This is a genomic window from Caballeronia sp. LZ035 (assembly GCF_031451175.1).
In the GTDB taxonomy this organism is placed as follows: Bacteria; Pseudomonadota; Gammaproteobacteria; order Burkholderiales; family Burkholderiaceae; genus Caballeronia.
The window spans coordinates 2,953,726-2,972,074 of record NZ_JARUXS010000001.1 but is presented as its reverse complement, the minus strand read 5'-3'; the positions used below and the strand labels follow the sequence as shown (position 1 = coordinate 2,972,074).

The 18,349-nt window shown below is 65.4% G+C and carries 17 protein-coding genes, 1 tRNA gene and 1 riboswitch; of the genes, 6 read left to right on the top strand and 12 right to left on the bottom strand.

The window, feature by feature from the left end; all coding sequences use genetic code 11:
• Window positions 1-84 precede the first annotated feature (84 nt).
• The 3 genes from QCE88_RS14000 to rsmA are packed head-to-tail and all read left to right on the top strand — an operon-like array spanning window position 85 to window position 3,303.
• Window positions 85-1,446: a peptidylprolyl isomerase gene (locus QCE88_RS14000; protein ID WP_309902785.1), complete on the top strand. Its 1,362-nt coding sequence runs from the start codon at window positions 85-87 to the stop codon at window positions 1,444-1,446.
• 5 nt (window positions 1,447-1,451) lie between these two features.
• Complete coding sequence (pdxA, locus tag QCE88_RS13995; RefSeq protein ID WP_309902783.1) at window positions 1,452-2,435, top strand: 4-hydroxythreonine-4-phosphate dehydrogenase PdxA; 984 nt, start codon at window positions 1,452-1,454, stop codon at window positions 2,433-2,435.
• Between the two features lie 31 nt (window positions 2,436-2,466).
• Window positions 2,467-3,303 carry a 16S rRNA (adenine(1518)-N(6)/adenine(1519)-N(6))-dimethyltransferase RsmA gene (gene rsmA / locus QCE88_RS13990; protein ID WP_309902781.1) on the top strand — a complete coding sequence of 279 codons (837 nt, stop codon included), beginning with the start codon at window positions 2,467-2,469 and terminating at the stop codon, window positions 3,301-3,303.
• 14 nt (window positions 3,304-3,317) lie between these two features.
• Here the strand turns inward: rsmA and QCE88_RS13985 are convergent, their stop codons facing one another.
• The gene (locus QCE88_RS13985; protein WP_309902778.1) at window positions 3,318-3,563 is read right to left on the bottom strand and encodes a hypothetical protein; all 246 of its coding nucleotides are present in this window, start codon (window positions 3,561-3,563) and stop codon (window positions 3,318-3,320) included.
• A 174-nt stretch (window positions 3,564-3,737) separates the two neighbouring features.
• Between QCE88_RS13985 and QCE88_RS13980 the strand changes: the two genes are divergently transcribed.
• Window positions 3,738-4,994, top strand: coding sequence for a DNA repair exonuclease (locus QCE88_RS13980; RefSeq protein WP_309902776.1), 1,257 nt, complete (start codon window positions 3,738-3,740; stop codon window positions 4,992-4,994).
• Between the two features lie 4 nt (window positions 4,995-4,998).
• A complete protein-coding gene (locus QCE88_RS13975; RefSeq protein ID WP_309902774.1) occupies window positions 4,999-8,460 on the top strand; it encodes an AAA family ATPase in 3,462 nt (1,153 codons plus the stop codon).
• A gap of 13 nt (window positions 8,461-8,473) precedes the next feature.
• Here the strand turns inward: QCE88_RS13975 and QCE88_RS13970 are convergent, their stop codons facing one another.
• Window positions 8,474-9,298 (bottom strand): Sir2 family NAD-dependent protein deacetylase, encoded by an 825-nt coding sequence (locus QCE88_RS13970; RefSeq protein WP_309902772.1) that lies wholly within the window; start codon window positions 9,296-9,298, stop codon window positions 8,474-8,476.
• Entirely contained in the window at window positions 9,295-10,374 is a 1,080-nt protein-coding gene (locus QCE88_RS13965; protein WP_309903595.1) for a WYL domain-containing protein, read from the bottom strand. The genes QCE88_RS13970 and QCE88_RS13965 overlap by 4 nt, the downstream gene beginning before the upstream one ends.
• A gap of 216 nt (window positions 10,375-10,590) precedes the next feature.
• Here QCE88_RS13965 and QCE88_RS13960 point away from each other — a divergent pair, with 216 nt between their 5' ends.
• Entirely contained in the window at window positions 10,591-11,184 is a 594-nt protein-coding gene (locus tag QCE88_RS13960) for a hypothetical protein (RefSeq protein ID WP_309902770.1), read from the top strand.
• A 64-nt stretch (window positions 11,185-11,248) separates the two neighbouring features.
• On the opposite strand, the gene QCE88_RS13955 is transcribed toward QCE88_RS13960, so the two are convergent.
• The 9 genes from QCE88_RS13955 to ydfG all read right to left on the bottom strand — a co-directional run bounded on the left by QCE88_RS13955 (window position 11,249) and on the right by ydfG (window position 17,998).
• A tRNA-Lys gene (locus tag QCE88_RS13955) sits at window positions 11,249-11,324 on the bottom strand.
• A 148-nt stretch (window positions 11,325-11,472) separates the two neighbouring features.
• Window positions 11,473-12,222 (bottom strand): tol-pal system protein YbgF, encoded by a 750-nt coding sequence (gene ybgF / locus QCE88_RS13950; RefSeq protein ID WP_309833276.1) that lies wholly within the window; start codon window positions 12,220-12,222, stop codon window positions 11,473-11,475.
• 35 nt (window positions 12,223-12,257) lie between these two features.
• Window positions 12,258-12,764: a peptidoglycan-associated lipoprotein Pal gene (gene pal, locus QCE88_RS13945; RefSeq protein WP_309809705.1), complete on the bottom strand. Its 507-nt coding sequence runs from the start codon at window positions 12,762-12,764 to the stop codon at window positions 12,258-12,260.
• A gap of 54 nt (window positions 12,765-12,818) precedes the next feature.
• Window positions 12,819-14,111: a Tol-Pal system beta propeller repeat protein TolB gene (gene tolB, locus QCE88_RS13940; protein ID WP_309902768.1), complete on the bottom strand. Its 1,293-nt coding sequence runs from the start codon at window positions 14,109-14,111 to the stop codon at window positions 12,819-12,821.
• Window positions 14,112-14,256: 145 nt separating this feature from the next.
• Window positions 14,257-15,372: a cell envelope integrity protein TolA gene (tolA, locus tag QCE88_RS13935; protein ID WP_309902766.1), complete on the bottom strand. Its 1,116-nt coding sequence runs from the start codon at window positions 15,370-15,372 to the stop codon at window positions 14,257-14,259.
• Window positions 15,369-15,812 (bottom strand): protein TolR, encoded by a 444-nt coding sequence (tolR, locus tag QCE88_RS13930; RefSeq protein ID WP_309809701.1) that lies wholly within the window; start codon window positions 15,810-15,812, stop codon window positions 15,369-15,371. The genes tolA and tolR overlap by 4 nt, the downstream gene beginning before the upstream one ends.
• 14 nt (window positions 15,813-15,826) lie before the next feature.
• Window positions 15,827-16,504, bottom strand: a complete 678-nt coding sequence (gene tolQ, locus QCE88_RS13925; protein ID WP_016346195.1) for a protein TolQ — start codon at window positions 16,502-16,504, stop codon at window positions 15,827-15,829.
• Between the two features lie 170 nt (window positions 16,505-16,674).
• A complete protein-coding gene (gene ybgC, locus QCE88_RS13920; RefSeq protein WP_309902764.1) occupies window positions 16,675-17,124 on the bottom strand; it encodes a tol-pal system-associated acyl-CoA thioesterase in 450 nt (149 codons plus the stop codon).
• A gap of 127 nt (window positions 17,125-17,251) precedes the next feature.
• Window positions 17,252-17,998, bottom strand: a complete 747-nt coding sequence (gene ydfG, locus QCE88_RS13915) for a bifunctional NADP-dependent 3-hydroxy acid dehydrogenase/3-hydroxypropionate dehydrogenase YdfG (RefSeq protein WP_309902761.1) — start codon at window positions 17,996-17,998, stop codon at window positions 17,252-17,254.
• Between the two features lie 206 nt (window positions 17,999-18,204).
• Window positions 18,205-18,303: riboswitch (ZMP/ZTP riboswitch) on the top strand.
• Window positions 18,304-18,349: the final 46 nt, after the last annotated feature.

Sequence of the window (18,349 nt, the reverse complement as noted above, 5' to 3'; positions counted from 1 at the left end):
GCACGCAAGTGGCGCCAGGCAATGGCGCCGCGCACCACACACGCAGCACACGAACGGGTGAAGCTGGAATTTGATGGAGTCTCTGTGTCAAACGTGAAATTGTTTAGATCGACGGCCATCGTGGCGGGCGCGCTCGCCGCTGCGTTGATCCTGAGTACGCCGGCCGGCGCGCAGGCGTTGTCGAACCGCAGTGCGCAGGTGGCGGATTCCGTGGTCGCGGTCGTGAACGACGGCGTCATCACGCAACGCGAACTCGAAGAGCGCAGCGCGCTGATCGCCAAGCGTCTCCAGCAGCAGAACGCGCCGGTGCCGCCCGCGGACCAGATGCAGCGCCAGGTGCTCGACCAGATGGTGCTCGAACGCATCCAGCTCCAGAAGGCGAAGGACGACGGCATCAACATCGATGACGCCACCGTGAACCGCACGCTCGCCCGCCTGGCCCAGCAGAACCAGATGACGCTCGACGTCTACCGCTCGCGCATCGAGGCGCAGGGCGTGCCCTGGACCACCTTCGTGCGCGACGCCCGCACCGAGCTCACGCTGTCGAAGCTGCGCGAGAAGGAAGTCGACAGCAAGATCACGGTGTCGGACGGCGAAGTGGCGAACTACATCGCCAGCCAGCGCGGTCCGGGCGCCCGCAACACGAGCGACCTGCATTTGCAGCACATCATGTTCAAGGTCGCGCAGGACGCGCCCGAGGCGGACGTCGCGGCGGCGCAGGGCAAGGCCGACGCCGTGCTGAAGCAGGCGCTCAACGGCGACGACTTCGCCAAGCTCGCCAAGAACAACTCCCAGGATACCGACGCCTCCAAGGGCGGCGATCTCGGCTTCCGTGCGCCGGCTTCGCTGCCGGCGGGCATCGTGACGGCGGTGGCGACGCTGCGTCCGGGTCAGGTCGCGCCTACGCTGCTGCGGACCAGCGGCGGCTTCGAAGTCATCAAGCTGGTGGACCGGCGCGCGAGCCAGGGCACCGCCGCCGACGCGCCGAAGCTCACGCAGACCCACGTGCGCCACATCCTGCTGCGCGTGACGGACGGCATGTCGGAACAGGCGGCGCGCCAGCGTTTGCTCGACATCAAGCAGCAAGTGCTGGCGGGCGGCGACTTCGCGAACTTCGCGCGGACCTATTCGCAGGACGGCTCGGCCTCGCAGGGCGGCGACCTCGGCTGGATCAGCCCGGGCGAAACCGTGCCCGAATTCGAGCGCGCGATGAACAACCTGCAGGACGGCGCAGTCAGCGACCCGGTGCGCAGCGAGTACGGTTATCACCTGATCCAGGTGCTCGGCCGTCGCGAAGCGGAAGGCTCGGCCACGCAGCAGCTCGACATCGCGCGTCAGGCGATCGGCCAGCGCAAGGCGGAGCAGGCCTATTCCGACTGGCTGCGCGAACTCCGCGACACCGCCTACGTGCAGTACAAGGGCGTCGCTGCCCAGGCGCAGCAGTAAGCACAATGAGCACCGCCGACACCCGACCGCTCGCCATCGCCATCACGACTGGCGAGCCGGGGGGCGTCGGCCCGGAACTGACAGCGGCGGCGCTCGGGCAGGCCCGCACGCGCTGGCCGCAGGCGCGCTTCACGGTGCTCGGCGACCGCGCGTTGCTTGCCGAGCGTGCCGGCGCGGACTGGCCGGCGGCGGGCGAACCCGTCGAAGTGGAACATCACGCGCTGGCCGCACCGGCCGAGGCGGGCAAGCTGAACGCGGCCAACGGGCGCTATGTGCTCGGTTTGCTCGATGCCGCCATCGACGGCGCCGTGTCCGGCCGCTTCGACGCCATCGTCACCGCGCCGCTGCAAAAGAGCACGATCAACGACGCCGGCGTGCCCTTCACCGGCCACACCGAATATCTCGCGGAGCGCACCCGCACGCCGCGCGTGGTGATGATGCTGGCGGGGTCGGGCGAGCGCCCGCTGCGGGTCGCGCTGGCGACCACTCATCTGCCGCTGAAGGACGTGTCGGCCGCGCTGAGCGTGGAGGGCCTCGTCGAGACCTTGCGCATCATCCATCACGACCTGCGCGCGCATTTCGGCCTGGCCGCGCCGCGCATCCTCGTCACCGGCCTCAACCCGCACGCGGGCGAAAACGGCTATCTGGGGCGCGAGGAAATCGACGTGATCGCGCCCGCGCTCGAACAGGCCCGTGCGCTTGGCATCGACGCGCCGGGGCCGTATCCCGCCGACACCCTGTTCCAGCCGCGCTATCTGCAGGACGCGGACTGCGTGCTGGCGATGTTCCATGACCAGGGCCTGCCGGTGCTGAAATACGCGACCTTCGGCGAAGGCATCAACGTGACGCTGGGCCTGCCGATCATCCGCACTTCGGTGGATCACGGCACCGCGCTCGATCTCGCCGGCACGGGCCGCGCGGACGCGGGCAGCATGATCGCCGCAATCGACGCCGCCGTCACGATGGCGCGCCACAAACGCGCGGCCTGAAAGCCGCCGCGCGAGCTTCATTCAAACGAACATGCCGACCAAACATCAAGGCCATTTTGCGCGCAAGCGCTTCGGGCAGAACTTCCTCGTCGATCAGGGCATCATCGACTCGATCGTCGACACCATTGCGCCCCGCCGCGGCGAGCGCATGGTCGAGATCGGGCCGGGACTGGCCGCGCTGACCGAACCGCTGATCGAAAGAGTGGCGACGCCGGAGTCGCCGCTGCATGCGGTGGAACTGGATCGCGATCTGATCGGGCGGCTGGAGAAGCGCTTTGGCGAGCGTCTGGTCGTGCATTCCGCCGATGCCCTCGAATTCGACTTCGGCGCGCTTGCTGGTGTCGAAGGTGAGGAGAGTGGCAAGCCCACGCTGCGCATCGTCGGCAATCTGCCGTACAACATTTCAAGCCCGCTGCTGTTTCATCTCACGCGTTTCGCGCCGCAGGTGATCGACCAGCACTTCATGTTGCAAGACGAAGTGGTGGACCGGATGATCGCCGAACCCGCCAGCAAGGACTACGGCCGGCTTTCGGTGATGCTGCAATACCGCTACGTGATGGACAAGCTGCTCGACGTGCCGCCCGAATCGTTCAATCCGCCGCCGAAAGTGAATTCCGCGATCGTGCGCATGATTCCGTTCGCGCCGCACGAATTGCCCGACGTGGATGAGAACGCGCTCTCGGACGTCGTGAAGGCTGCCTTTGCACAGCGTCGCAAGGTCTTGCGCAACAACCTGTCCGCTTACCGCGAGTCGATCGATTTCGATGCGCTCGGTTTCGATCTGACCCGCCGCGCCGAGGAAGTGCCGGTCGCGGAATTCGTCGCGCTGGCGCAGGCGCTGCAACGCTCGCGCGGGGCGCAATCCTGAAATCAGGACTGGATTCAGGACTGAAGCGCGCCGGCATCGGCGAGCCGGTTCATCAGGCGTTCCAGCCTGGCACGTTGCTCGCGCTGCAGTCCCCGCGTTGCGCTCACCTGGCGCACGCGGCAGCGCCAGTAAGTCTGGCCGAACAGCGAATTGGCGCCTTCCGCCGAGAGCACGCGTTCCAGATGCCTGATCGCGGCATCCACATTGCCCGGCGTGTACGGGCTCGTGATCGTGGCGTGTCGTTCGAGTGTTTCGTTCATCGTTCTGGCCTCGTGTCGCGTTGATTCCGAGCGGCTGATTGTGCGGACGGCGCGGGACATCCGGCGTCCCGAACGTTCACGGCAAAGCTGGACACGATGTGTCCGGAGCGGCTGCCAGAATCGACCGCCCGGTCGCCGCGGGCCAGTGGCAACCTTTCATCACGGAGACAGCGCATGCGCTTCATACACGCGGCGGACATCCATCTGGACAGCCCTCTGCACGGCCTGTCCGCCTACGCCGACGCACCCGCCGACATGCTGCGCAACGCCACGCGCGAAGCCTTTTCGAAGCTTGTTTCGGTAGCGGTGGACGAGCAGGTCGACTTCATGATCATTGCCGGCGATCTCTACGACGGAACCTGGCGCGACCATAACACCGGCATCTTCTTCTGCCGCGAGATGGGTCGTCTGCGCCGCGCGGGCATTCCCGTGTATGTGCTGTTCGGCAATCACGACGCCGAAAGCGAGATGACGAGCCAGTTGCAGTTGCCGGACAACGTCCACACGTTCTCGGCGCGAAAGCCGCAGACCTTCCGCATCGACGCGCTCAAGGTCGCGCTGCACGGCCACAGCTTCAAGGAAAAGGCCGTCACGACGAATCTCGTCACCGCCTATCCGGCGCCGGTCGCGGGCTACTTCAACATCGGCGTGCTGCATACCGCGCTCGAAGGCGCGGCGCTGCACGCGAACTACGCGCCGTGCTCGGTCGCGGAACTGCACGCGAAGCAGTATCACTACTGGGCGCTCGGGCACGTGCATGAATATGCGATCTGGCAGGACGCATCGACCATCGTGTTTCCGGGCAATCTGCAAGGGCGCAACATCCGTGAGACCGGGCGGCGCGGCGCCGTGCTGGTGACGGTGTCGGACGCGGAAGAGGTGAGCGTCGAGCGGCTGTTCATCGACGTGCTGCGCTGGGAAGCGGTGAGCGTCGATGCCTCACAGGCCGCGACGCTCGATGAAGTCGCGCGCGCGGTCGGCCGTGCGCTCGAAGCGCTGGCGGATGGCGCGGCGTCGCCGGTGCCGCATGCCGTGCGCGTGACGATCACCGGTGCGACCCAGGCGCACGGCGAGCTGTTCGGACTCGCGACGCAATTGCGCGCCGAAGTGCTCGCGCAGATCGCAGCGATCAGCCATGACCGGCTTTGGCTGGAGAAGGTGAAAGTCGCGACCCGGCCGCTATTGCAGGAAGTGCCTACGGCCGGACGCAGCGACGCGCTCGCCGACCTGCACGGCCTCCTGATCGAAGCGGAATCCGACCCGGAGTTTCTGGAGATGCTCAAGGAAAGACTGATCGTGCTGGCGACGCAGGCGCCGAGCGAACTGCAGAAGTCCGTGCCCGAGCTTGAACAGGTGCGCAACGGCGAGCTGGCGGCGCTCGTGAGCGAGGTGCGCTCCGGACTCATCGCGCAACTCGCGGACGCGGAGTAAGCCCATGCGCATCAGTAGACTCGAACTCATCCGCTACGGCAAATTCACCGAACACGAGGTGGATTTTCCGGTGGCGGAGCATGACTTTCATTTCGTCGTTGGTCCGAACGAGGCCGGCAAGTCCACCATCAGGAATGCCATCTCCGAGTTGCTGTTCGGCATGCCGCACAGCTCGCCGCTCGCCTTCGTGCATCCGCAGAGCGATCTGCGGCTCGGCGCTTCCCTCGAACTGGACGGCGCGGCGTTTGCGTTTCATCGGACCAAGAGCCGCAAGTCGTCGCTCACGGCGCCGAACGGTGACCCGCTCGCCGCCGACGCGCTCACGCCGTTCCTCGGCGCCGCCGACAAGCACTTCTTCGAGCAGATGTACTGCCTGAATCACGACGCGCTGCGGCGCGGCGGCGACGCCATTCTCGATGCATCGAGCGATGTCGGGCAGGTGCTGTTCCAGTCGGCGGCGGGCATCGCGAGTCTCGGCGACGTGCGTCAGCGGCTCGCGGACGAAGCGGACCGGCTGTGGGCCAAGCGCAAGTCGGGCGATCGTGCGTATTACGCCGGTCTCAAGCAATTCGACGAAGCCAGCGCCGAGCTGAAGACGGCGAGCGTGCGCACGGCGCAATGGCGACGCGCGCAGGGGGCCGTCGAGGAGGCCGAGGAGAAGCGCCGCGAACAGGATGCGCAGCGCGCGGCGCTCGAAGTGCAGCGCGGCCGGCTCGAACGCGTGCGGCGCGTGGCGCCGCATCTGAATGTGTGGCGCGAGAAGAGCGCCGAGTTGCGCGAACTGGGCGAGGTCCGGGAACTGCCGGCCAACGCCGGGGTGACGTTGCAAAATGCGCTGACGCAGCTGGCTTCTGCCGAACGGGCCGTCGAACTGCATGTGGCTGAAGCGGCGCGCTTGCAGACCCAGGCGGACGCCATCCAGCCAGACCGGACGATGCTCGCGGCGCAGGCGCGCATTCGTGCGCTCGACGCCGCGCGTGAGCGCACGGTGAATCACGCCGGCGATATCGCGCGGCTGGAAAACGAAGTAGACGTTCGGTTGCGCCAGGTCGCGCAGCACAGCGCGCAACTCCGCTGGCCACAGGACGAAGCGGGCGCGCGTCACGCGCTGCCCGGCGCGCTGGTGCTTCAGACTTTATCGAGCCTGATGCTGGAGCGTGGCGAACTGCAACATGCGGCGCGCAACGCCGGGCAGGCCGCCGACGAAGCCGCGAAGCAGATCGACATGCTCAAGACGCGGCTGGCGGGCATCGACGATGGCGAGGTGTCGCCCGCTCTGCGTGCGGCCTTGCGCGCTGCGCAGAAGTATCGCGATTCGGGTACGGAGCAACGGCGTCTGGAAGACGCAAAGCGCGAGGCCGAGCAGTCGCTCGACGCGGGCCTCGCCGCGCTCGGACGCTGGACGCGGCCGGTCGACGCGTTGCAGTCGATGACCTTGCCCGCGCCGGAGCGCATCGCCACGTTGCGGCGCGAGCGACAGGAGCGGGCATCGCGTGTGACGCTCGCGGCGGATCGGCTGGACGAGGCGCGCGATGATCTGCGCGCGGCTCGCCATGCGCTGGACGAACTGGTCGAGACACACGACGTCGTGACGGCCGCCGAAGTGCGCGATGCCCGTGCGACGCGCGATGCCGCGTGGCACGCGATCCGCTCGGGCGACGTCGCGCTCGACGCAGGCGCGCCGGGCTTCGAGCAGGCAGTGCATGCATCGGACGGACTGGCGGACCGTCAGCTGGGCTCGGTCGGGCAGGCGACGCAACTGACGGCGCTCAAGCGGCGCATCGTCAGCGCGGAAGCGACGCTCGCGCGCCGCGAGGAAAGCGTGGCCGAAGCCGCGACGGCATTGACGCAGTTCGATGACGACTGGCGCGCGCTCGCCGCGCAGGCGGGCGTCGCGGATATGCCGCTGGATGATGCGCCGGCGTGGATGGCGTCGCGCGATGCGGTGTTGACGGCCGCACAGGCGCTGCACGCCCGCAGCGCGGAGCTGGCGCGCGAAGCCGCCGATGCCGCCGCACGCCGCGATGAACTCGCGCGTCAGTTGAATGCATCCGGCGCAGCGGAGGACCTGCATGCCGGTATTGATGCGCTGTGCGACAGCGCCGAGGCGCGCATCGCCGACATCGACGAAGCGGGCGTGACGCGGCGCAATCTCCACGCGCAACTCGACGAAGCGCAGGCCGAACGCGGCTCACGCGAGGGCGCGGCGAAGGCGGCGCGTGAAGCGTTCGAGCGCTGGCAGCAGGACTGGACGGCGGTGCTCGATAAGGCAGGCCTCGCACGCGCCGTGGATTCGCAGGCGGCGGCGGAAACGGCGCTCGACATCGTGAAGCAGATCAGCGAGCAGCTGACGCAAGTGGACGGCATTCGTGGCGGTCAGATTGAAGCCATGCGCCGCGCGCTTGCCGCGCTCGATGCCGACGCAGCGCAACTGGCGCAGGAACTCGACGCGTCGCTGACCGCTGCGGGCGCGCCGCGGATCGCAGCGGAATTGTCGGCGCGGCTCGATCAGGCCGTGGCCGCACAGCTCGACAGCGAACGGCTGAAAAAGGAGCGTGCGGCGGCGGATGCGCAGGTGAGTTACGCGAGACTCGAAGTGGAGGAGGCGAAGGCCACGTTGCGGCCGCTCTACGAACTGTCGGCGGTGGACACGCCCGATGCGCTCGCGCCGCTGATCGCGCAATCGCACAGGAAAGGCGTGCTCAAGGCCGCCGCCGACGACGCGCGCGCCGCGCTCATCCAGGGCGGCGATGGCCTCACGCTCGACGAGCTCGTTGCCGAAGTGGAGGGCGCGGACATGCCGAACGTGGAAGCGGAGCTGTCGCGGATCGGGGCGGCGTTGTCGGAGTCGGTGAATGCGGCGCACGACATCGCGGCGGCGCTCGAGGCCGCACGGCGCGAACTCGCAGCCATCTCCGGCGAAGCCAACGCCGCGCGCGCCGAGGCGAAACGCCAGGAAGCGCTGGCATCCATGGCCGAGGCCGCCGAACGGTTCGTCAAGGTCGAAACCGCCTCGACGCTGCTGAAATGGGCCATCGACCGTTATCGCGAACGCCGTCAAGGCCCGATGCTGTCGCGCGCCAGTGCGATCTTCGCCGAACTGACGCTTGGCAACTTCTCGCGGCTGGTCGTGGACTACGATCGCCAGCCGATGGCGCTCTCCGCGGTGCGGGTGAGCGGCGAGCACGTCGAGATCGGCGGAATGAGCGAGGGCACGCGCGACCAGTTGTATCTCGCGCTGCGGCTCGCGGCGCTGGAAGAACATGGGGAACGGGCGGCCTCGCTGCCGTTCGTCGCCGACGATCTCTTCATCAACTTCGACGATGGCCGCGCCCGCGCCGGTCTGCGTGTGCTCGCACAACTCGCGAAGCGTACTCAGGTGATCTTTCTGAGCCATCACGATCATCTTGTGGAGATCGTGCGCGAGGTGTTCGGGCCGCAGGTCAACGTGCGTTACATGGGCTGACGCATATCCTGCGTCACACGTCTTTCAGCAGGGCGTCAAGGCTTAGCAGCGCGGCGCGCGCACCGTCCGCGATGCCGATACCCCGGTCCGGCGCAATGGCGTGCTCACGCGGATTGATGCGGATGACGCGCGGTCCGTTGCGTTCGCTGAAGCGTCGGACCGTGGGCAGCGCACGTCCCGCGCCGAGTTCGACGACCACCAGCCGCTCGACACCATGCAGCCACGCAGCCAGCCGGCGTTCCTGTTGCGCCGAGCGCCGCTCGATCCAGTTCCAGTCGCCGAACATCAGGATGTTCGGGCGCGCCAGCGCATCACAACGCGGACAGCGCGGCGGCGCATTGACGAGCTCACAGCGCGCTTCATCGACGACGGGATCGAAGCCATCCGCGGACCAGAGATCGTGCGTGCAGGCATCGAGGCATTGCAGTGTGTCGATCGCGCCGTGGCATTCGGCGACGCGCTCCGGCGCGAAACCCGCGCGCTGGAACTGGCCGTCCACATTGCTCGTGAACACGAACGCGCCGTGCGGCATGCGTGCTGCCCAGCGCTTCAGCACGTGAAAGCCCTCATGCGGCTGCGTTGCCCGATACAGCGCCAGCCGATGCCCGTAGAAGCCCCAGGTCAGTTGCGGATGGCGCACGAAACCATCGGGATTGGCCATGTCCTCGAACGAGAAGCCATGATGCCGCAGTGCCGGATACGCACGCCAGAAGCCTTCCGGTCCGCGAAAGTCCGGCAAGCCCGAGTCGACGCCCATGCCGGCGCCGGCGGTGACGAGCAGACCGTCGGCGGCGCGGATCCAGGCGGCGGCTTGTTCGAGCAGCGCGGTGTCGTTCATGGCGCAGTGCCTTCGGAATAACGGTTGGCGAGCTTGCGGTAGTCTTCCGCGAATTCATCGCGCAAAGTCTGGGGCGCAAGAATCTCGACGCCCGCACCAAGGGCGCGCAGCCACCAGCGCAGCTTCAGACTCGGCGTGACAGTGCCGGAGATTTTCGTGCGGCCGTCGGGCAAGGTGTCGATCTGCTGATCCTTCGACATTGGCGATTCGCGCAGCTGATTGCCGGCGTGGCCTTCGAAGGCGAGTTCGAGACGCACGGCGGGCTCGGGGAGGAAATCGAACACCTGCTGCGTCTCGATGTACTTGCGCAGCTTGAAGTCCTCCGGATACGTGAAGGCCTCGCCGGATTCCGTCACCGAGCGAATCCGGTCGAGCCGATACAGCGTGCGCATCCATTCGGTTTCGCCCTTCTCCGGACGCGGCGCGCGCTTCGGATCCTGCGCGACCATGTACATCACGCCCGCCGATTCCACCAGCGCGAGCGGCCAGAGCGTGCGGGTCTTCGGTTCATCGGTCGGGCTGCCGCTTTCGTTTTTATAGGCGGGCCGGTATTGCACGAGCAGTTCGCGCTCGAAGAAGGTCGCGGTCGCGACGGCCTGGAAGATCTCTGGACGCAGCTTCGGGCGAATCAGCGTGAAGGCGCCATCGACGGAATCAATCTTGTCCGCCCACGCGCGATAGATGCGGCTGTCCTCCTTCTCCTGCGACAGCCGCGCTTCGGCGGCCTTGAAGAGCGGATCGATGTCGCGCGTCACGGCGTTCGGCAGCTTGTTGCCGGCGAAGCGCTGGAGGATGTGAAACGCTACGGCTTCCGATGCGCTCATCAGTCCGACGCCTTCCTGCAAGCCGTGCAACCAGGGCTTGCGTTGCCACAGCAGTTCGCGTCCGTTGAGCATCGAGACGACGCGGCCGTCCGCTTCGAGCGCCGTCAGATGGCGTTGCACTTTCTTCGTATAGCCGACGCGGTGTCCGCGCTCCTCCAGACGGCGGCGGATCTCCGGTGTTGGGAGCCAGGCGGTGGCGTCCCGTTCGGTTGGCAACACGCGGAGGATGGCTTCGTCGAGGCTGTTGGTCATGGCTTGGGCGAGTGCTTGCGCGAGTGTTTGGGCGAGTTGGGAACCGCGCTCGATTATAAGAAGCACCGGGACGGATTGTGTCCTGATGCTCCGGCTCTGCTCGTTGTGCGTCGAATTCAGATTGTTCTGGTGACGCCGCTCGACAGAAGCGGAAAGAATAGCTGCGCCCGGTCGGCTCATGAGTGAGGAGCCGGTTTGCTATTGAGGAGCGACATCATGATCAAGCGCGATCAAGCCAACGAGGAATTCCTGGAGCGGCTCAAAGGCCGGACAGCGCGTGCCGTCCAGCAGTATTTTTTCTCGCACGGCATCTGTGTGAGCCGTTTCGAGATTCGAAAGGCGATGCGCCTGCCCGAGCATGAAGCCACATTCGCCGCTCTGACGCCGTGCTTTGCGCAGGTCAACGAGGCGATCAGCCTGCTGTCGGATATCGGTTCGCTGTCGTTGGCGTCGAAGGAAAAGTCGATGCGCGCCGTGTATGAAATCGAAGCCCGGCTTGCGGAGCGCGTGGGCACGGTGGAAGGACTGGAGACGGCGGTGGCGCGTATCGGCGTGGCGTTGCGCACCGTGCCGGACAAGCCGAAGCATGGGCCCGTTGTGTTCTGGGGCACGGCGCTCGTGCTGATGGCGTTCGTCGCGTGGCAATGGGCGCTGCTGGGCGCGATGGTGTATGCGGCAGGGGTGAGACAGCTTCTGACCTACCGGAAACGCAAGGCAGCGGCGGATCGTTCGTTAGCCGAAGCGAATGCGATGTTCGACGCGGTCACCGAGCTGGAAATGACGCCGCGGTTGAGCATGCTGAGGGAGTGAGGGCGGGCAGAAGAGATCGCACAAAAGAAAAGGGCTCAGCGTGCGCTGAGCCCTTCGAATCTTTTGGTAGGCCGTACGGGATTCGAACCTGTGACCAACGGATTAAAAGTCCGCTGCTCTACCAGCTGAGCTAACGACCCAAAAGAGGCGAAATTATAATCTGCGAATTGGCTTTTTGTCAACCAAACCGCATCGCAAACCGGCCAATGGCCTCAGAAAAAACGCCTGCAGCGTGACTTGCCGCAGGCGTTCTCATCATCCGTGCAGCAGGCCTGGTTCACCTTTGGCTCACTTCACCTGCGACATCTTGCTCTGCGCCGTCGTCGCGACTTCCGTACCGGAGTACTGCGAGATGATCTGCTGCAGCGTCTGCTTCGCAGCCGCTTTCTGGCCTTGCTCGATCTGGTTGTTCGCGATCGCAAGCAGCGCTTCGGGTGCTCGCGGATGCGTCGGATAACTCTTCACCAGGTTCTGCCAGACCGCAGTCGATCCCTTGTAGTCGCGCTGGGCATAGAGCGCGTTGCCGAGCCAGTACTGCGCCGTGGGCTGATACGGGCTCTGCGGATACTTCGCCACGAACGTCTTGAACGACGCCGCGGCGTTCTTGTAATCGCCGCTACGGAATTGAGTCGACGCCGCGTTGAACGCTTCCGTCTCGCCAGGCTGCACCGCACCGGATACGCCGTCGATCGTCTCCTGCTGCGGCTCGAATTTCTTGAGGCGCGAGTCGAGATCGGCGTAATAATCCTTCTGCTGCTTTTGCAGCGTCACGACCTGGTTGGTCAGATCCTCGTTCTGTCCGCGAACCGTGGCGACCTGTTGATTCAACTGGTCGAGACGGTTCTGCTGATCGAGGATCGTACGTTGCGCGGCCTGCAGCTGATTCGACAGACTGTCGGCTTTCGTGCGCAGGTCGAGCACGGCCTTGCGCGCTTCGTTGTCGTCGAAGACGCCGGCGTGCGCAGGCACGCCGAACATCGTCGAACCCACCACGCAAGCGGCTGCGGCAGCGCGCAGCAAGGGAAAGCGATACAACATAGTGCGACTCACCCGTGACAGGTTACGTTACGTGATTACTGCTGGTATGCGAGATCCGCACGGCGGTTCTGCGCGTACGACGCTTCGTCGTGGCCCGTTGCCATCGGCTTTTCCTTGCCGAGGCTCACGGCTTCCATCTGCGAGTCGGCCACGCCCATCAGCGACATCGCGCGACGCACGGCTTCCGCACGCTTCTGGCCGAGCGCCAGGTTGTACTCGCTCGTGCCGCGTTCGTCGGTGTTGCCCTGGATCAGGACGTGACGTTCCGGATGGCTCTTCAGATACGACGAGTGTTGTTGCAGCAGCGGCTGATAGTCGTCCTTCACGGCGTAGCTGTCGAAGTCGAAGAAAATGCTGCGCTTGGCGAGCGGGCTGTTCGGGTCGTTCAGCGGGTCGATGTTGACCTGCTTCACGTCCGTCGGGTTCGGCTGCGTGCCGACTGCACCCTTGTTCTGGCCTTCATCGAGCTTCACGCCCGAGTGACAAGCCGCCAATGCGCCGACCATCGCAACTGCCAGGCCGATACGAAGTTTCGACATCATGGTACCTCTCCTTGTGTTGTAGCTGAACGTTGTATGTGAACGTTATTGCTGGACTTATTGCATGAACGGACCCCAGGACGGCTCGCGCACCGCACCGCCCTGTACTGACAAGACTTGCCGCGTGCGACCATCGGTCGATACGGCTGCCAACACGCCACGTCCGTTCACTTGGGTGGCGTAGAGGATGTACTGACCATTCGCCGCGAAGCTCGGCGATTCGTCATGCGTCGTGTCGGTCAGCCCCGTTGCCGTGCCGGACGCGAGGTCCAGCAAGTACAGCTTGAAGCCGCCGCCAGTGCGCGAAATGTACGCGAGTTGCTTGCCGTCCGGGCTCACGCGCGGGCTCGTGTTGTACGAGCCGGTGAACGTGACCCGCTGGGCCGCGCCGGCGCTTTCACCTGCCGCCGGCATCTTGTAGATCTGCGGCTGGCCGCCGCGATCGCTCGTGAAATAAATCGAGTTGCCATCAGGAGAGTAGAACGGCTCGGTGTCGATCGAGCTGCCCTGGGTCAGACGGCGCAGGCCAGAGCCGTCTGCATTGACTTCGAAAATCTGCGTGTTGCCGGTGCGCGAGAGCGCGACCGCGAGCTTGCGGCCGTCAGGCGACCACGCCGGGGCACTGTTGTTGCCCTTCTGGTTCGACACGACCACGCGACGTCCTGTCGGCAGGTCGTGGATGTACACCACCGGCTTCTTGCGCTCGAACGACACGTACGCGACCTTCGTGCCGTCCGGCGACCATGCCGGAGAGATGATCGGCTCGGGGCTGGAGAGGGCGATTTTCGCGTCCTGACCGTCCGAATCGGAAATCTGCAACTGGTAGCGGCCGCCCGTCTGGATGACATAGGACAGACGCGTGGCGAATACACCGCGGCCGCCCAGCAGCTTGGCGTAGATGTAGTCGGCAATCTTGTGCGCGCTCATGCGCAGGCCGCTTTCGGCGCTGACGAGCGACAGGCCGCCGAGGTTCTGCTGTTTGACCGTGTCGTACAGACGGAAGCGCACTTCGTATTGGCCGTTCGGCAGCTTGTTCACGCTGCCCGATACGAATGCATCCGCGCCTTTGGCCTTCCAGGCGCCGAGATCGACGGAGTCGCCTTCCGCAACCGGCGTGCTGCCCGCGTCGATGTTCGTGAACTTGCCGCTGCGCTGCAGATCCTGGCGGATGATGGCGCTGACCTGCTGCGGCGAACTCGCTTCGTTCGCGAAGTTGGCCGTGGCGATCGGGAATTGTGTGGAGCCGACGCCGGTCACGAGTACGTTCAACTGGGCGTGTGCGGCAGTGCCGGCTGCGATCAGGCAGGACGCGACCAGCGTTCTCAGGCCAAGCTTCGTCATCAAACTCATGCTGTATAGGTTCCAGAAAAAAGCGTTTTCAAGTGTCCGCGGACTGCAGAACAGACCCGCGGTCGCACGATTCGTTCCCGCTGCTTAATGCAGGCTTTCAACGCGCCTTGTCTACTGTTGGCAAGGCATCGCGTGTCTTCCGTCATCAGCTTCCAGCCGGGCGCAGCGTTATCGTGAAGTGATCGGGGGCCTTGCCATCGGTGTCGACAGGCATCGGATCCGATCGTTGCACCGCGCGCAATGCCGCCTGATCCCATTGCTCGTTGCCGCTCGAGCGCGTGATGCTCGCCGACAGCAGCGTGCCCGACGCCGAGCAGCGCACCGATACGACCGTCTCCAGCCCGGCGGTCTCACCCGCCCACACGATGTTCGGCCGCACGCGGCGCTGCACCTTCTCCGCATAGCCCGGCGAGGTCGCATTGCCGCCCGCGCCCTTGCCGGTGCCGCTCTTCGCGAGCCCGTCGCCGCTCGACGCCGTACCGCCGCCCAGCTGACCCTGCAGCTGCGCGAGGCGCGACTTGCGCTCCGCGTCAAGCTTGGCTTTTGCTTCGGCCGCAGCCTTGGCTTTCGCATCGGCGGCGGCCTTGGCCTTCGCGTCGCTTTCAGCCTTGGCCTTGGCTTGGGCGTCAGCCTTCGCCTTGGCTTCCTGCTGTTCCTTCAACTGCTCCTGCTTCTGTTCCTGCTTCTGCGCTTCGGCTTGCTGCTGACGCTGCTTGTCCTGCTGCGCCTTCTGTTGCTGCTGCTTCTGCAGTTCGGCCTGACGCTGCTGCTCGATCTGCTTCTGCTTGTCCTGCATCGCTTTCTGTTGCGCGGCCGCGGCGGCGGCTTGCGCGGCCTGTTGCGCGCGCTTCGCCTCGGCTTCCTGCTGAGCCTGTTCCTGCTGGCGGCGCTGCTCGGCAAGTTGCGCTTCGCGCGCGGCGGCTTCCTGTTGCTTGCGTTTCTTTTCCTGCAGCGCGATGTCGGCGTCTTCGTCCTTCGCGGGCGGCGGCGCCGGCGGCGCCTTCACTTGCGGGACGGGCGGCGTGGGGGTAGGCCGGGGTGTCGGCGCGGGCGTGTCGGGGAGCTCGGTCCAGATTTCGGCCTCGGCGCCGGCGGGCGTGTTGTTCTGCCAGTTGATGCCGTGATACAGCAGCCAGATGAGCAGCAGATGCATCACCGCGGCCAGCGCGAACGCGCGGCCCGTGCCGCGCTCGCGCGGCGGGCGGAGAGGCCGCGCGGACGCGCCGCGCGCGGGCTGATGCGTGTTCTGCGAAGCGGTCATTGCGATTTGACGAGCAAGCCGACGCGCTTCACGCCGCGCGACTTCATATCGGACATCACGTTCATGACGACCTCGTACTTCACCGTCTTGTCGGCGGCGATCACGACGGGCTGATCAGGATGCGACTCCTGCCGGTTCAGCACGAACGTGTTGAGATCGTCCTTGGTCATCTTCTGCTCTTGCGTGGCGCCGTCGTCGTTCTTGTAGCGGACGTTCATGCTGCCGTCAGCCTTGATGTTGATGACGACGGGCGGCTGCTGTTCCTGCGGCTGCGCGTTGCCGACGGTCGGCAGATTGATGATCGAAGGCGAAACGAGCGGCGCCGTCACCATGAAGATGACGAGCAGCACGAGCATCACGTCGATGTACGGCACGACATTGATGTCGGCCATGGCGCGGCGCGAACTGCCGCGCATGCTGGAACGAATCGGGCCTGCCATCGCGGACTCCTTTTTCAGTGCGCCTGACGCTGCAGGATGTTCGAGAACTCTTCGATGAAGGTCTCGAAGCGGATTGCCAGACGGTCGATGTCATGCGCGTAGCGGTTGTAGGCGACGACGGCCGGAATGGCGGCGAACAGGCCGATGGCGGTTGCGACGAGCGCTTCGGCAATACCGGGCGCCACGTTCGCGAGCGTGGCCTGCTGCACGTTGGCCAAGCCGCGGAACGAGTTCATGATCCCCCAGACCGTGCCGAACAGACCGATATACGGACTCACCGAACCGACCGACGCGAGGAACGCGAGATTCGCTTCGAGCACGTCCATTTCACGCTGGAAGGCGGCGCGCATGGCGCGGCGGGAACCGTCGAGGATCGCGCCCGGATCGGTGATGCGGCGCTCCTTGCCTTTCAGGAATTCGCGCATGCCGGATTCAAAGATACGCTCCAGCGCCCCGATGGTGTGGCGATTGTTGGCCGCGCTCTGATAAAGCGCCTGCAGGTCGCCGCCCGACCAGAAATCGCGCTCGAAACGCTCGGTCTGCGCACGCGCGCGGCGAATGGCAAACCATTTGCGGAAGATGAAAGTCCAGGACAGGAGCGACAGCAGCAGGAGCAGCGCCATCACGGCCTGTGCGAGCAGGCTCGCGTGAATGACGAGAGAAACGATCGACAGGTCTTGAGTATTGTTCATAAAGGTCCGCTGTAACGTCCCGAACGGGGCGTCCGGTCAAATCGTCATGCTTTCGTGAAACGAATGTGAATAAAACGAAAGCCGCGTCGTGGCCGGCTCGTGTTCAGTAGTGCTTCCTCTGTTGCACGGTGCATCGACCGTCCGGAGGTGCGACAAGTTCATGGGTCAGGTCAGATTCGGTCAGGAAGGGTGCAGCGCCCGGCTGCGTGCGGGCCGCGCTTCAGTCCGTCGAGCACCGCTTCGGGAATCGCGACCGGACGGATCGAGGCGCGCGCCACCGACGCGACGCGAATGTCGCCGGTTGCGAGCAGCACGCCGTCGCGCCACGCTTCCTGATGAAAATCCACCGACGCGCGTCCGAGTCGTTCGATACGGCTCTCGACCCGGATGACATCGTCCAGCCGGGCCGGCGACGCGTATTCGACGGCCGTGCGCCTCACGACGAACACGATGCCTTCGGACTCGGCGAGAACCTGCTGGTCGATGGCGCACGCGCGCAGCCATTCGGTGCGCGCCCGCTCGAAGAACTTCAGGTAGTTCGCGTAGAAGACGATGCCGCCGGCGTCGGTGTCCTCGTAATACACCCGAATCGGCCACTCGAAGGTCAACGGATCACTCACCTGTGTGCTGCCTTGCACGCGCCGTGGCGCGTCAGACCGCCCCGGCTCGCTTTTTGACAAATATTCATCGGCGGCATTTTACCGGAAGCGGACGCGACACCGCCAAATCCTTAGGCAGATCCCCGATTCAGGCGCGGTGAATTTGCAACGGTGCGAAGCTTTGCGCGATCGGCATGATCTCGATTGCGTTGACGTTCACATGCGCGGGACGCGTGGCGATCCAGTAAATGGAGTCGGCGATGTCCTCGGGCGTGAGCGCCTGCGTGTTCTTGTATACAGTGTCCGCCTTCGCATCGTCGCCCTTGAAGCGCACGTTCGAGAACTCGGTGCCGCCCACGAGTCCCGGCTCGATGTCGGTGACGCGCAGCGCGGTGCCTGCGACATCGGCGCGCAGGTTCAGGCTGAATTGCCGCACGAACGCCTTGGTCGCGCCGTAGACGTTGCCGCCGGCATAGGGATACGTGCCCGCGACCGAGCCCATGTTGAACACGTGCCCGCGATTGCGCTGGACCATGCCGGGCAGGATCGCATGCGTGATCGTCACGAGGCCCGTGCAGTTCGTGTCGATCATGTTTTTCCAGTCGTCGAGACTGGCGCGCTGGGCGGGCTCCAGGCCGAGCGCAAGGCCGGCATTGTTGACCAGTACGTCGATCTGGGCGAACGCGTCGGGCAGAGAGGCAATGGCGTTCCTGACGGCGGTTTCGTCGCGGACATCGAGTTCGAGCGGCAGGAGGGCGTCGCCGAGCTCCTTAGACAGCGCGACGAGCCTGTCCTTGCGGCGCGCCGCGGCGATCACACGATGGCCGCCCTTGACGAAAGTGCGGGCAATGGCAGCGCCGAAGCCGGCGGATGCACCGGTAACGAAGACGATCATGGGCGGACTCCGGATGAGTTTGATTGTGCAGAGCCGGAGCAGATAGGGACGCGCGTCCGGCAACGGCGCAAAGGGTACTTCCATTGATGCATTGCGGCAAGCAATCGCGGGTTCGAACGATCGTGCTTTATTGCCCCTCGCACGCCATCCGGCGGCCTTGGGGAGTTGGTTGCCTAAAGCAGGGCCGCCCATTACACTACAACGCTCATACCCCGCGTGACTGGCGATAGAATCTTCGGATTCAAGGTGGAGCGACCCACCAGGAAGCGCGGAGCGTCGTTTTGCCGTTCGCCTGGGCAGCTGAGATCCGCACGCCAATGCTGCGTTGCCGGTGGCTGTCCGCCTTGCGAA